Source organism: Mesorhizobium sp. Primo-A, assembly GCF_003997175.1.
GTDB lineage: Bacteria > Pseudomonadota > Alphaproteobacteria > Rhizobiales > Rhizobiaceae > Mesorhizobium > Mesorhizobium ciceri.
The window spans coordinates 457660-470420 of the sequence record NZ_RZTG01000002.1 but is presented as its reverse complement, the minus strand read 5'-3'; the positions used below and the strand labels follow the sequence as shown (position 1 = coordinate 470420).

Here is a 12761-nt window from a genome sequence, read left to right as displayed (position 1 = left end):
ACCGAATTGCGAAGGGCAATTCGGGGCAATCCGACCTCTCCCCGAGGGGAGAGGAGGTGTCAGCGCTGACGCCAGTCTCTTCTCCCTGCGGGGGTGAGGCGTGGTCCGCGCAGCGGGCGAAAAGCCAACTGCTTGGCTTTTCGAACAACGAACGCCCGGAGGGCGGTGGCCGCAAAGCGGCCGGATGAGGGGGCCGGCTCGGCCTCAGACAATGCCGCCCGAACCGCCAGCGACTGCAGGGCGTTCCGCTGCAACCTTGGCGCGGTAACCCGCCGCTCGATAGGCGGCGACCGGGTCGATGGCGCCGCCGGTCTTCAGCCGCGCCATGGCGAGGATCGGCTCGACATCGGTGCGGTAGGCCGCTTTCAGCGTCTGCGTCGCCATCAGCGCGTCATTGCTATCCTGAAAATCTTCCAACGCCTTGCGGTCGACCAGCAGCGCCTGCGCATAGGCGCGCTGCACCTCGACCGCCGATAGCATCAGGCTTTCGATCGGATCGGTGACGTTGTGGCTCTGGTCGAGCATGTGGGCCGGGTCGAACCCCTCGGCGCCGGAAAGTTCGGCGTCGACCAGTTCGTTGAAGACGAGAAACAGCCGGTAAGGATCGATCGAACCGGCATCGAGATCGTCGTCGCCATATTTCGAATCGTTGAAGTGGAAGCCGCCGAGTTTTTTGAACTGGATCAGCCGCGACACGATCATCTCGATGTTGACGTTTGGGGCATGGTGGCCGAGGTCGACGAGACAGAACGCCTTGTCGCCCAGCTCCTGCGCGATCATGTAGTTGGTGCCCCAGTCCTGCACGACGGTGGAATAGAAGGCCGGCTCGTACATCTTGTGCTCGCTGAACAGCTTCCAGTCGGCGGGCAGTCCGGCGTAGACCTCTTTCATGGCGTCGAGATAGCGCTCGAATGCCTTGGCGAAATTGACCTGGCCGGGAAAGTTCGAACCGTCGCCGATCCACACCGTCAGCGCCTTGGAGCCGAGCGTCTTGCCGATCTCGATGCATTCGAGATTGTGCTCGACCGCTTGCCGGCGCGTGCCGGCGTCGGCATGCGACAGCGAGCCGAATTTGTAGGAGAGCTTCTGGTCCTTGGCGTCGGAAAAGGTGTTGGAGTTCATGGCGTCGAAGCCGAGGCCAAAGCGCGAGGCCGCTTGCTTCAGCCGGTTCGGATCGGCCTTGTCCCACGGAATGTGCAGGGAAACGGTCGGCGTCGCCTGCGTCAATTGCTGGATGACGGCGCAATCCTCGATCTTGTCGAAGATATCGCGTGGCTCGCCGGCACCGGGAAAGCGGGCAAAGCGCGTGCCGCCGGTGCCGACGCCCCAGGACGGGATCGCCACCGCGAATTTCTCGACCTTGTCTCTGATAGCGTCGATGGCGATGCCGCGACGGTCGAGCCGCTCGCCGAGCGAGGCGTAGTCGCGCTCGAGGTTTGCCTTGCGCGCGGCGTTGTCCTTGTCGACGAGGTCGGCGGAGATGATGTGTTCCATCGTCCCCTCCGCTCAGCGCGTGAACGACTGGGCGTTGCCCGCGTCGACATTGATGATGTTGCCGGTCGACTTGGCCGACATGTCGGACGCCAGGAAATAGATCGCCTCTGCGATGTCTTCCGGGAAGACCGAGCGCTTCAGCATCGAACGCGAGCGATAGTGCTCCTCCAGATCGTCGGTCGACATCTTGTAGGCGGCGGCGCGCTGTTCCTTCCACTCGCCGGTCCAGATCTTCGAGCCGCGCAGCACCGCGTCCGGGTTGACGACATTGACCCTGATCTGCGCCTCCGCGCCCTCCAGCGCCAGGCAGCGGGCGAGATGGATCTCGGCAGCCTTGGCGGTGCAATAGGCGGCGGCGTTCGGCGATGCGGCAAGGCCGTTCTTGGAGGCGACGAAGACGACGTTGCCGCCAATCTTCTGCGCGCGGAACAGCCGGAACGCTTCCCGCGAGACCAGGAAATAACCGGTCGACAGGATGTCCATGTTCTTGTTCCACAGCGCCAGCGTCGTCTCCTCGATCGGCGCCGAGGAGGCCAGCCCTGCATTCGATACCAGAATGTCGATGCCGCCGAACTCGACCGCTGTCTCGGCAAAGCCCGAAATGACCTGCTCCTCCGAGGTGACATTGATCAGCACCGGCCGCACGAAGTCCCTGCCGTAGACTTTCGCCAGTTCGTCATTGGCGCTGGCCAGTGCTGTCTCGTCGATGTCGGCCAGCACCACGCAGGCGCCTTCGCGCAGCAGGCGGTTGGCCGTGGCGCGGCCGATGCCGCCGGCGCCACCCGTGACCAGGGCGATCTGGCCGGCAAGCGACTTCGGCTTCGGCATACGCTGCAGCTTCAGGTCTTCGAGCAGCCAGTACTCGATGTCGAAGGCTTCCTGTGCAGGCAGGCCGACATAAGACGACACGGTGGAGGCGCCGCGCATGACGTTGATGGCGTTGACATAGAATTCGCCCGAGATGCGCGCCGTCGCCTTGTCGCCGGCGAAGGTGAACATGCCGACGCCGGGCATCAGGTAGACGACGGCATTGGGATCGCGGATGGCGGGCGAGTCCGGATGCTTGCAGCTGTCGTAATAGGCCTGGTAGCCAACGCGATATTCGGCGATGTCGTCGGCAAGACGCGCGATGACGGCATCGACATCGGGCTTTGCCGGATCGAATTCGATGACCAGCGGGCGGATCTTGGTGCGCAGGAAATGGTCGGGGCATGAGGTGCCGAGTGCCGCCAGCGGGCGCAGATCCCTGGAGTTGACGAATTCGAGCACAGCAGTGGAATCGTCGAAATGGCCTGTTTTGTGGCTCCTTTCCGAGATCAGGCCGCGAATCCTCGGCATCAGTTTGGCCGCGATGGCACGGCGCTCAGTGGCGTCGAGCGACTTGACCGCTTCACCGCCGAAGATAGCGACACCCTCGGAGCGGCGCTCGAACCATTCGATCGCCTGGTTGATCACTGAGATCGTCGTCTCGTAGCATTCCCTGGGGGTGTCGCCCCAGGTGAACAGGCCGTGGCTTTCCAGGATGACGCCCTTGGCGGCTGGGTGTTCGAGGCAGAATTTCTCCAGCCACAGGCCAAGTTCGAAGCCAGGGCGCTTCCACGGCAGCCAGCCGATGGCCTCGCCGAAGATTTCTTTCGTCAGCGCCTTCGAATCCTTCGCCGCGGCAATGGCGATGATGGCATCGGGATGCATGTGGTCGACAAAGGGCTTCGGCACGTAGGCATGCAGCGGCGTGTCGATCGAAGCCGCACGCGGATTGAGGTTGAAGGTGCAGTGCGGCAGGAAGCCGACCATCTCGTCTTCGTGCTCGACGCCGCGATAGAGGCCTTTGAGCGCGCGCAGCTTGTCCATGTAGAGCGTGGCAAAGCCGTCCAGCTTGATCGAGGCGCTGTCGCCGCCCGATCCCTTGACCCACAGCACTTCGACATCCTCGCCGGTGAGCGGGTCTTTCTGCCAGATCTTCGACGACGTGTTGCCGCCGCCATAGTTGGTGACCCGCTTGTCGGAACCAAGTGTGTTCGAACGGTAGACCAGAAGTTCCGGCCCGCTCATGGCGTGAGCCTTGGCCTCGTCCCACAGATTGGCGAGGCGCGCGCCGGTGCGCTTGTCGAGCATAAGAAATCCTCCCGAAGGCACGCAGAAGGCGCGGCCATTTGGCCCCGAATTTCCACGGAAGCGCTCGGCTTGTCAATCACAAACGATCAATATCGATCATACTGCACTGCACAATGAAATTATATGATCGGAAATGATTGACACTGCGCGTTTTGGGTGCCTAGATGCCCGGGCAGGGAGGAACCATGCACGAAAAAGAGCGCCACAGGATCATTCTGTCCGCCGTCCAGGAAAAGCCTGTGGTGACGGTGCAGGAGATGGTCGACCTGACGGAGTCCTCCGAGGCGACGATCCGGCGCGATATCGCGGCTCTCCACGTCCAGAAGCGCCTGCGCCGCGTGCGCGGCGGCGCCGAGGCAATCTCGCCGCCGCAGTTCATCGGGCTGGCCGGCCGGCCCTTTTCCGTCAACGAAACCATCAACGCCTCGCAGAAGCGGGCGATTGCGCGTGAAGCGGTCGAGCTGTGCAACGACGGCGAACCGATCATCATCAATGGCGGCACCACCACCTTCCAGATGGTGCATTTCCTGACCGGCCGCCGCATGCCGATCTTCACCAATTCGTTCCCCATCGCCGAGCATTTGCTCAAGCATTCCAAGAATACGGTGATGCTGTCGGGCGGCACCATTTATCGCGAGCAGAACATCATCCTGTCGCCCTTCGACAACGACGTGACGCGCAATTTCTATGCGCGCCGCATGTTCATGGGTGCGCAGGGTCTGGGGCCGCTCGGCCTGATGGAGGGCGATCCGCTCTTGATCCAGGCGGAGCAGAAACTGATCGACCAGGCCGACGAGTTGGTGGTGCTGGTCGATTCCTCGAAATTCCGCAAACGCTCCAGCCTCATCCTGTGCGGCCTGTCGCGCATCGCCACCGTCATCACCGATGACGGCATCGACGATCGTGAAGCCAAGATGCTGGAGACCGCCGGCGTGACGCTGATCGTCGCCCGCACATCCGCAACCAACAAGGAAGAATCTTCACTGCAGGCCTGAGGCCAACTCGCGCTCGCAGCGGCGATGGAATGCAACGCTCAAGGGAGGAAATTCGATGAGCTTCTTGAAGAAATTGATGGTGACGGCTGCATTCTCGGCCGCCATGTTCGTGAATGCCGCCTATGCCGAAAACGTCAAGATCGCGCTGGTGGTGAAGTCGCTCGGCAACGGCTTCTTCGATGCCGCCAACAAGGGCGCCGAAGAGGCGGCCAAGGAACTCGGCGATGTCGACATCATCTACACCGGCCCGACCAAGGCGACCGCCGAAGCGCAGATCGAAGTGGTCAATTCGCTGATCGCGCAGAAGGTCAACGCCATCGCCATTTCGGCCAATGACGCCGACGCTCTGGTGCCGGTGCTGAAGAAGGCCATGGAACGCGGCATCACCGTCATCTCGTGGGATTCGGGCGTCGCCAAGGAAGGTCGCCAGCTTCACCTCAACCCGTCCGACACCGGCCTGATCGGCGAGACCATCATCAAGCTCGCCGCCGACCACCTGCCGGAAGGCGGCGAGGTCGCCATCCTGTCGGCCTCCTCGACCGCGACCAACCAGAACGCCTGGATCGACGCGGCCAAGAAGATCCTGCCGGAGAAGTTCCCCAAGATCAAACTCGTCGCCACCGTCTACGGCGATGACGATTCGGCCAAGAGCACCGACGAAGCCAAGGGCCTGTTGAAGTCCTATCCGAACCTGAAGGCGATCATCGCGCCGACCACCGTCGGCGTCGTTGCCGCCGCCCAGGTCGTCACCGACGAGAACCTGATCGGCAAGGTCAATGTCACTGGTCTCGCACTGCCGTCCGAGTTCAAGAAGTTCATCGACAACGGTTCCAGCCAGGCGGTTGCCCTGTGGAACCCGATCGACCTCGGCTACTCGGCCGTCTACCTCGCCCATGATCTGGCGGTGAAGAAGGAAGAGGCCAAGCCCGGCGCCACGCTGTCGATCGGCCGCGTCGGCAAGGTCACGCTCGACGACACCAACTCGGCTGCAATGGCTCCGCCCTTCCAGTTCGACAAGTCGAACATCGAAAAGTTTTCCAAGATCTATTGATCTGGAGTTCTCTAGAGCTGACGCGGCGGGGCTCACGTCCCGCCGCGGCTTTAAACGAACCTTGTTTCAGGGCTTGATACGACTATGGACACGACAGCCCAACACGGCGCGGTGAAGGAGCGGCCTCCGGCCCCGGCTCCACGCCTGACGCTGTCCGGCATCTCCAAGAGCTTTCCCGGCGTGCGCGCGTTGCACAATGTCAGCCTGTCGCTCTATCCGGGCCAGGTGACAGCGCTGATCGGCGAGAACGGCGCCGGCAAGTCGACGCTGGTCAAGATCATGACCGGCATCTACCAGCCCGACGGGGGCACGATCAGCATAGACGGCCACGCCGTCACCCTGCCCAGCGCGCATGCCGCCTTCGGCCATGGCGTCACCGCCATCCACCAGGAAACCGTGCTGTTCGACGATCTGAGCGTCGCCGAAAACATCTTTCTCGGCCACGCGCCACGCACGCGTTTCGGCACCATCGACTGGCGCACGATGCGCAAGAATGCGCGCGAAGTGCTGGACACCATGCATGCCGGCCATATCGACGCCGACGCGCGGCTGAAGGACCTCGGCATCGCCAACAAGCATCTGGTCGCGGTTGCGCGTGCCATGTCGATCGACGCGCAGATCGTCATCATGGACGAGCCGACCGCCGCGCTTTCCATGAAGGAGATCGAGGAGCTCTTTTTGCTGATCGAATTCCTCAAGAGCGATGGCAAGGCGATCCTGTTCATCAGCCACAAGTTCGACGAGATCTACCGCATCGCCGACCGCTACACGGTGTTCCGCGATGGCGAGATGGTCGGCGAAGGCCTGATCAAGGATGCCGGCCAGAGCCAGATCGTGCGCCTGATGGTCGGCCGCGCGGTCGATCACATCTTCCCGCAGCGCAAGGCCGAGATCGGCGCACCGGTGCTCTCCGTTTCCGGCCTGTCGCATCCGACCGAATTCAACGATATCGGCTTCGAACTGCACAAGGGCGAGATCCTCGGCTTTTACGGCCTTGTCGGCGCCGGCCGCAGCGAGGTGATGCAGGCGATATCGGGCATCACCCGCACCTCAGCCGGCACGATCACGCTGGAAGGCAAGACGATCGCGCCGAAATCGGCTGCGGATTCGATCGATGCCGGCATCGTCTACGTACCGGAAGAACGCGGCAAGCAAGGCGTGGTGATCGGCCTGCCGATCTTCCATAACGTCTCGCTGCCTTCGCTCAAGCGCACGTCGAAATCCGGCCTGCTGCGGCTGTCGGAGGAGTTCGATCTGGCCCGCTCCTACACCGAGCGACTCGACCTCAGGGCCTCTTCGCTCAGCCAGGATGTCGGCACGCTGTCGGGCGGCAACCAGCAGAAGATCGTCATCGCCAAATGGCTGGCGACGTCGCCCAAGGTGATCATCCTGGACGAGCCGACCAAGGGCATCGACATCGGCTCGAAGGCCGCCGTGCACGGCTTCATGGCCGAGTTGGTGGCGCAAGGCCTGTCGGTGATCATGGTGTCGTCCGAGCTGCCCGAAATCCTCGGCATGTCCGACCGTGTCGTGGTCATGCGCGAGGGGCTAGTCGCGGCGGTCTACGACAACAAGGGGCTGGACGCCGAGACGCTGGTTCGGACGGCAGCGGGGATCGCGGCATGAAGGCTTTCCTCAAATACCGCGAAATCTGGCTGGCTGCTGCCATCATCGTCTTGATCGGGCTGATCTCGACGCGTTTTCCGGCCTTCGCCGATCCGGCCAATCTGCGTCAGGTGTTCAACGACACCTCGATCCTGATGATCCTGGCGCTTGGCCAGATGGTGGTCATCCTGACCCGGTCGATCGACCTGTCGATGGCGTCCAACCTCTGCTTCACCGGCATGGTGGTGGCGATGCTGAACGCCGCGCATCCGGCGATCCCGATCCCGCTGCTGATCGTCATTGCGCTGGTCGTCGGCCTGGTGCTCGGCGCCATCAACGGCCTTTTGGTCTGGCGGCTGAACATCCCCTCGATCGTGGTGACGTTGGGCACGCTGACCATCTATCGCGGCGCCACCTTCGTCCTGTCCGGCGGTGCCTGGGTCAATGCCGACAAGATGAGCCCGGAGTTCATCGGCTTCCAGCGCGCGGCCTTCCTCGGCATTCCGGTGCTGTCGTGGATCGCCATCCTGGTCATTGCGCTGTTCTTCGTTGTGATGACACGCACCGCGCTCGGCCGCTCGATCTACGCAATCGGCGTCAACCCGACGGCGTCGGTCTATGCCGGCATCGATGTCGGCCGGACGAAATTCATCGTCTTCTGCATCTCCGGCATGATTGGCGGCCTGTCGGGCTATCTCTGGATCTCGCGCTACGTGATCGCCTCGGTCGAGGTCGCCAATGGCTATGAGCTCAACATCATCGCCGCCTGCGTCATCGGCGGCATCTCGATCGCCGGCGGCATCGGCTCGGTCGGCGGCGCGGTATTAGGGGCGCTGTTCCTCGGCATCATCTCCAACGCGCTGCCGGTCATCAACATCTCACCCTTCTGGCAGATGGCGATTTCGGGCAGCGCAATCATTCTGGCCGTCGTGCTCAATGCGCGCGGCGAGCGCCAGCAAGGCCGCATCATCCTCAGAAAGGTGGAGGCGTGACCGACAGCCCTGCCCCGCGCCACATTCCCGACCGGCTCGACAAGCCGCTGCGTTCGGCGATCTTTTCCTGGGAAGCGCTGCTGGTCGTGGTGGCCGTCGCCATCTTCGCCATCAACAGCTTCGCCTCGCCCTATTTCCTCGATCCGTACTCGCTGTCCGATCTGACCTTCAATTTCACCGAGAAGGGCCTGATCGCCTTCGCCATGGCGCTGCTGATCATCTCGGGCGAGATCGATCTGTCGGTGGCCGCCATCATTGCGCTGGCGTCGACCATGATGGGCATGGCGGTGCAGGCCGGCGCCGGCACGCCAGTGCTGGTGGCAATCGGCATCGTTGTCGGGCTCGGCTGCGGCGCCTTCAACGGTCTGCTGGTGACAAGGCTCGGCCTGCCCTCGATCGTCGTCACCATCGGCACGATGAGCCTGTTTCGCGGCATCGCCTTCATCATCCTCGGCGACCAGGCCTACAAAGGCTATCCCTCAAGCTTCGCCTTCTTCGGCCAGGGCTATGTCTGGTGGGTGGTGTCGTTCGAGCTGGTGCTGTTCCTGATCGCGGCTGTCGTCTACTGGTTCCTCTTGCACCGCACGAGTTTCGGCCGACGCGTCTTCGCCATCGGCAACAATCCGGTCGCTGCGCAATTTTCCGGCGTGCGCGTCGGCCGCACCAAGTTCATCCTGTTTTGCCTGACCGGGCTGATGTCGGGCATCGCCTCGGTGCTGATCACCTCGCGCCTCGGTTCGACGCGGCCCTCGATCGCGCAGGGTTATGAACTCGAAGTCATCACCATGGTGGTGCTCGGCGGCGTCAGCATCCTCGGTGGCGCCGGCAGCATTCTGGGCGTCGTGCTCGCCGCCTTCATCATGGGGCTGGTGACCTTCGGGCTCGGCCTGCTCAATGTGCCGGGCATCGTCATGTCGATCTTCATCGGCCTGCTGCTGATCATCGTCATCGCCTTGCCGATCGTCTGGCGGCGGCTGCGCGGAGGGCGTTGATGGCCGAGAAATACGCGTTCAAGATGAAGCTGAAGCCCGGCATGAAGGCAGAGTACAAGAAGCGCCATGACGAGATCTGGCCGTCGCTGGTCGCGCTGCTGAAGCAGGCCGGCGTCTCCGATTATTCCATCCATCTCGACGAGGAGACCAATATCCTGTTCGGTGTGCTGTGGCGGCAAGACGACCACCGCATGGACGAATTGCCCGGGCATTCGGTGATGCAGCGCTGGTGGGCCCACATGGCCGACATCATGGAAACCAGGCCGGACAACGAGCCGGTGGCCGTGAAGCTGGAAACAATGTTCCATATGGCATGACTGCGATGCGCCACATCGCCGTCATCGACATAGGCAAGACCAACGCCAAGGTGGCGCTGGTCGACCTCGCTGCGTTGAGCGAGGTGGCGCTGCGCCGCATGGCGAATGCGCCGGTGCGGCAGGCGCCTTACCCACATCACGATGTCGAGGCCTTGTGGGCATTCATCCTCGAAAGCCTTGCCGGCCTCAACCGCGAACAGCGCATCGACGCCATTTCGATCACCACCCATGGCGCGACCGGCGTGCTGGTCGACGCGGCGGGTGAACTGGTGCTGCCGGTGCTCGACTATGAGTTCGACGGCCCCGACGGGATGGCCGAGGATTACGACGCGATCCGCCCGCCTTTTGCCGAGACCGGCACGCCGCGCCTGCCGCTCGGCCTCAATCTCGGAGCACAATTCTTCTGGCAGCAGAAGAGCTTCCCGGCGGAATTCGCCAGGGCCGCGGCGCTGCTGATGTACCCGCAATACTGGGCCTTGCGCCTGACCGGCATCGCCGCCAACGAGGTCACCTCGCTCGGCTGCCACACCGACCTGTGGAACCCGTGGACAGCGGATTTTTCATCCCTGGTCGAGAGGCTGGAGTGGCGAAGCCTGACGGCGCCGGTGCGGCCAGCCGGGGACCGCCTCGGCCCGATCCTGCCCGCTGTTGCGGTGCGAACCGGACTCGATCCGCAAACGCCGGTGTTCTGCGGTCTGCATGATTCCAACGCGTCGCTGCTGCCGCATCTGCTGTCCGACAAACCGCCTTTCTCGGTGGTCTCGACCGGCACCTGGGTGGTGTCGATGGCGGTCGGCGGCAAGCAGATTGTGCTGGATGCGGCGCGCGACACGCTGGTCAATGTCAACGCGCTCGGCGATCCCGTTCCCTCTGCGCGCTTCATGGGTGGCCGCGAGTTTTCGGTGCTGACAAAGGATCAGCCGGAGCCGTGGACCGAGGATGATGTCGGCGCCGTGCTGGCGCGAAAGATGCTGCTGCTGCCGTCGACCCAGCAAGGTTCGGGGCCGTTCCCGCACCATGCCGCGGCATGGCTCAACGCCGACGGCATCAACAAAGGCCAGCGCTTTGCCGCCATCTCATTCTATCTGGCCCTGATGACGGCGACCTGCCTCGACTTGATCGGTGCCGACGGCCCGACCACGGTCGAAGGCCCCTTTGCCCGCAACCGGCTCTTTGTCGGCATGCTGGCGGCAGCCACGGCGCGCGCCGTGGTTGCGTCGGAGGCCGCCACCGGCACCAGCATCGGCGCGGCGCTGCTGGCATGCGATCGGCCGGCGACGCACGGCAAGGGCGAAAGAATAGAACGGCCTATAGACCCAGCATGGGTCGACTATGTCAGCGCATGGCGGGCGGCAGTGGAAGTGCAGGGCTGATCAGAGAATCCGTTTGCCGAAGGCAGACATGACGAAGTTGACCGCGTCGGTGCCGATCCGCGGCTCCAGATCCGCCGTCAGGCCCGAAACATCCATCGACAGCAAGCCGCCGGAGAGCGCGATCGCCTCCATCGCCTGATGTGTTTCGCGCACGGTCAGCCCACCGGAGCCCGCAGCCCAGCCGGCGAATTCGGTCGCGGTCGGCGAATAGCTGACATGAAAGCCTTGCGTGCCTGATGTGGCGATACGGATCGCTTCATGCATCAGGTCGCGCATGCCCATGGCGTCGATATCGGTCATGGTGAAGGCGGAGACGCGCGAATCCTTCAGCACCCGCGCCTCGGCCGGATCGGCGTGGCGCAAGCCGACGATGACGACATTCTCCGGCGACAGTTGCGGCTGCAGGGCGCCCGCCTTGTGGTCGAGGCCAAGCGATCGCGCCAGGACCGAGCCTTCCGGCAGGTCGATGCCGTCCTCGTCCTCAGGCATCAGGGCGGCGATGGAATCGATCCAGATCAGGCCGAAGGAATGCGTGGCGCGCGCCGTTGCGGTCAGAGCCTTATGCGCGACGCGACGGTCGGTGCCGGCGGCCAGCCGGATCAGCCCCGATGGCGGCCGCTCGACATCGGCGAGTTCCACGACATCGAAATTCATCGCCTCCAGCCGCGCGCCGGTGCCTTCCCGGGCCAGGATGCCGGCAGCCCCCGGCCCGGCGGAGATCTGCACCATCTTGCGGCCGGAAAAATCCTCGACATCGTGCATCGGGGCCTTCTCGACATATTCCGAGGTCATCGCCAAAAGCATGGCGCCATAGCTCATGCGGAAGGCGACGCGGTCGCCGACGGCCAGCGGCGGGTCGGCATCGGCGACATCCAAAAGCAGATGGTCGCTGGAGGCGCCCAGCACCCGGATCCCCCTGGCGATCGGCGTCAGCCCCTCGACCAGCACGTCCTCGCGGCCGATATTGGCGATGGCGCGCAGCCTATCGCCCTCGTCGGGGAAGACCGGCTGGTTGCCGAAGGCGTCGTAGCCCGATTGGCCGATCGGCCGTGACGGCTTGAGCTTGACCTCGATGATGTCGCTGGTCAGCCGGCAGGCATCGGGCTCGAGCTCGGCCCATGGCACATCGCGGAAGGTTTCGACGCCACCTTGCAGGATCGCCTCGCCGACGCGCAGATTGTTGATGCCGGCCGGAAGCCTGCCTTCGAGCAGCAGCGGCAGCGACGACGAGGCGCCGCCGGAAATCACGTCGAGGCTTTTGCCGGACAGGCGCTCGGTCTTGTAGGCATGGGCGACGAGCTGCCCAAGGTTTTCCGGCGTCGGCATGATGGCGCCGAAGCAGCCGAGATTGGTGCCGATGCCGGCGATGCGCACGCCCTTGAACTGCAGGATCTGCTCAACCGTGGGGATCAGGTCGTTCGGCCAGATGCCTTCGCGGAGATCGCCGAGATCGATCATCAGCATGATGTCGTGGACGCGGCCCATGCGCTCGGCGATGCGCGAAACTTCGCGGATGGTGGCGAGTTCCGATTGCAGGCTGATGTCGACGGTGCGCACCACCTCCTCGACCCGCGCCATCGGCGGGCTGCGCAGCAGCATGATCGGTGCGTTGATGCCGCTGTCGCGCAGCCGGCGGATGTTCTCGAAACGCGATTCGGCGATGCCGGCGACACCGCCGCGCAGCATGGCGCGTGCCACTTGCGGCATGCCGCAAGTGCCCTTGGTGACGCCGAACACTTTTATGCCCGACAGCGCGCAGCGCTCGACGATGGTGCGCGCGTTGCGCTCGATGCGGCCAAGGTCGATGGCGACTTGCGGTCCCGACAT

At 63.7% G+C, this 12761-nt stretch carries 10 protein-coding genes; 7 read left to right on the top strand and 3 right to left on the bottom strand.

Features of this window, described 5'->3' with window-relative positions; translation table 11 throughout:
• Positions 1–204: 204 nt before the first annotated feature.
• Positions 205–1494 carry an L-rhamnose catabolism isomerase gene (gene rhaI / locus EOC83_RS04985; RefSeq protein WP_063170035.1) on the bottom strand — a complete coding sequence of 430 codons (1290 nt, stop codon included), beginning with the start codon at positions 1492–1494 and terminating at the stop codon, positions 205–207.
• A gap of 12 nt (positions 1495–1506) precedes the next feature.
• Positions 1507–3609: a bifunctional rhamnulose-1-phosphate aldolase/short-chain dehydrogenase gene (locus tag EOC83_RS04980; protein WP_027161700.1), complete on the bottom strand. Its 2103-nt coding sequence runs from the start codon at positions 3607–3609 to the stop codon at positions 1507–1509.
• Positions 3610–3794: 185 nt separating this feature from the next.
• Here EOC83_RS04980 and EOC83_RS04975 point away from each other — a divergent pair, with 185 nt between their 5' ends.
• From EOC83_RS04975 to EOC83_RS04945, 7 genes are all read left to right on the top strand, one after another.
• On the top strand, positions 3795–4604 hold the full coding sequence (locus tag EOC83_RS04975; protein WP_063170034.1) for a DeoR/GlpR family DNA-binding transcription regulator: 810 nt from the start codon (positions 3795–3797) through the stop codon (positions 4602–4604).
• A 55-nt stretch (positions 4605–4659) separates the two neighbouring features.
• Positions 4660–5655, top strand: coding sequence for a rhamnose ABC transporter substrate-binding protein (rhaS, locus tag EOC83_RS04970; protein WP_013533599.1), 996 nt, complete (start codon positions 4660–4662; stop codon positions 5653–5655).
• An 84-nt stretch (positions 5656–5739) separates the two neighbouring features.
• Positions 5740–7281, top strand: coding sequence for a sugar ABC transporter ATP-binding protein (locus EOC83_RS04965; protein ID WP_063170033.1), 1542 nt, complete (start codon positions 5740–5742; stop codon positions 7279–7281).
• Positions 7278–8252, top strand: coding sequence for an ABC transporter permease (locus EOC83_RS04960; RefSeq protein WP_013533601.1), 975 nt, complete (start codon positions 7278–7280; stop codon positions 8250–8252). The genes EOC83_RS04965 and EOC83_RS04960 overlap by 4 nt, the downstream gene beginning before the upstream one ends.
• Positions 8249–9244 (top strand): ABC transporter permease, encoded by a 996-nt coding sequence (locus tag EOC83_RS04955; RefSeq protein ID WP_063170032.1) that lies wholly within the window; start codon positions 8249–8251, stop codon positions 9242–9244. The genes EOC83_RS04960 and EOC83_RS04955 overlap by 4 nt, the downstream gene beginning before the upstream one ends.
• A complete protein-coding gene (gene rhaM, locus EOC83_RS04950) occupies positions 9244–9561 on the top strand; it encodes an L-rhamnose mutarotase (protein ID WP_024503130.1) in 318 nt (105 codons plus the stop codon). Before EOC83_RS04955 ends, rhaM begins: the two co-directional genes overlap by 1 nt.
• Positions 9558–10934 (top strand): FGGY-family carbohydrate kinase, encoded by a 1377-nt coding sequence (locus tag EOC83_RS04945; protein ID WP_063170031.1) that lies wholly within the window; start codon positions 9558–9560, stop codon positions 10932–10934. The genes rhaM and EOC83_RS04945 overlap by 4 nt, the downstream gene beginning before the upstream one ends.
• On the opposite strand, the gene EOC83_RS04940 is transcribed toward EOC83_RS04945, so the two are convergent.
• Positions 10935–12761, bottom strand: a complete 1827-nt coding sequence (locus EOC83_RS04940; protein ID WP_063170030.1) for an alanine racemase — start codon at positions 12759–12761, stop codon at positions 10935–10937. It abuts the gene before it with no gap.

What these genes read in the sequence shown, in the direction of transcription:
- rhaS (WP_013533599.1), top strand. Translation starts at nt 4,660, where the DNA reads ATGAGCTTCTTGAAGAAATTGATGGTGACGGCTGCATTCTCGGCCGCC.
- EOC83_RS04945 (WP_063170031.1), top strand. Translation starts at nt 9,558, where the DNA reads ATGACTGCGATGCGCCACATCGCCGTCATCGACATAGGCAAGACCAAC.
- rhaI (WP_063170035.1), bottom strand. Translation starts at nt 1,494, where the DNA reads ATGGAACACATCATCTCCGCCGACCTCGTCGACAAGGACAACGCCGCG.
- EOC83_RS04960 (WP_013533601.1), top strand. Translation starts at nt 7,278, where the DNA reads ATGAAGGCTTTCCTCAAATACCGCGAAATCTGGCTGGCTGCTGCCATC.
- rhaM (WP_024503130.1), top strand. Translation starts at nt 9,244, where the DNA reads ATGGCCGAGAAATACGCGTTCAAGATGAAGCTGAAGCCCGGCATGAAG.
- EOC83_RS04940 (WP_063170030.1), bottom strand. Translation starts at nt 12,761, where the DNA reads ATGTCGGGACCGCAAGTCGCCATCGACCTTGGCCGCATCGAGCGCAAC.
- EOC83_RS04975 (WP_063170034.1), top strand. Translation starts at nt 3,795, where the DNA reads ATGCACGAAAAAGAGCGCCACAGGATCATTCTGTCCGCCGTCCAGGAA.
- EOC83_RS04980 (WP_027161700.1), bottom strand. Translation starts at nt 3,609, where the DNA reads ATGCTCGACAAGCGCACCGGCGCGCGCCTCGCCAATCTGTGGGACGAG.
- EOC83_RS04965 (WP_063170033.1), top strand. Translation starts at nt 5,740, where the DNA reads ATGGACACGACAGCCCAACACGGCGCGGTGAAGGAGCGGCCTCCGGCC.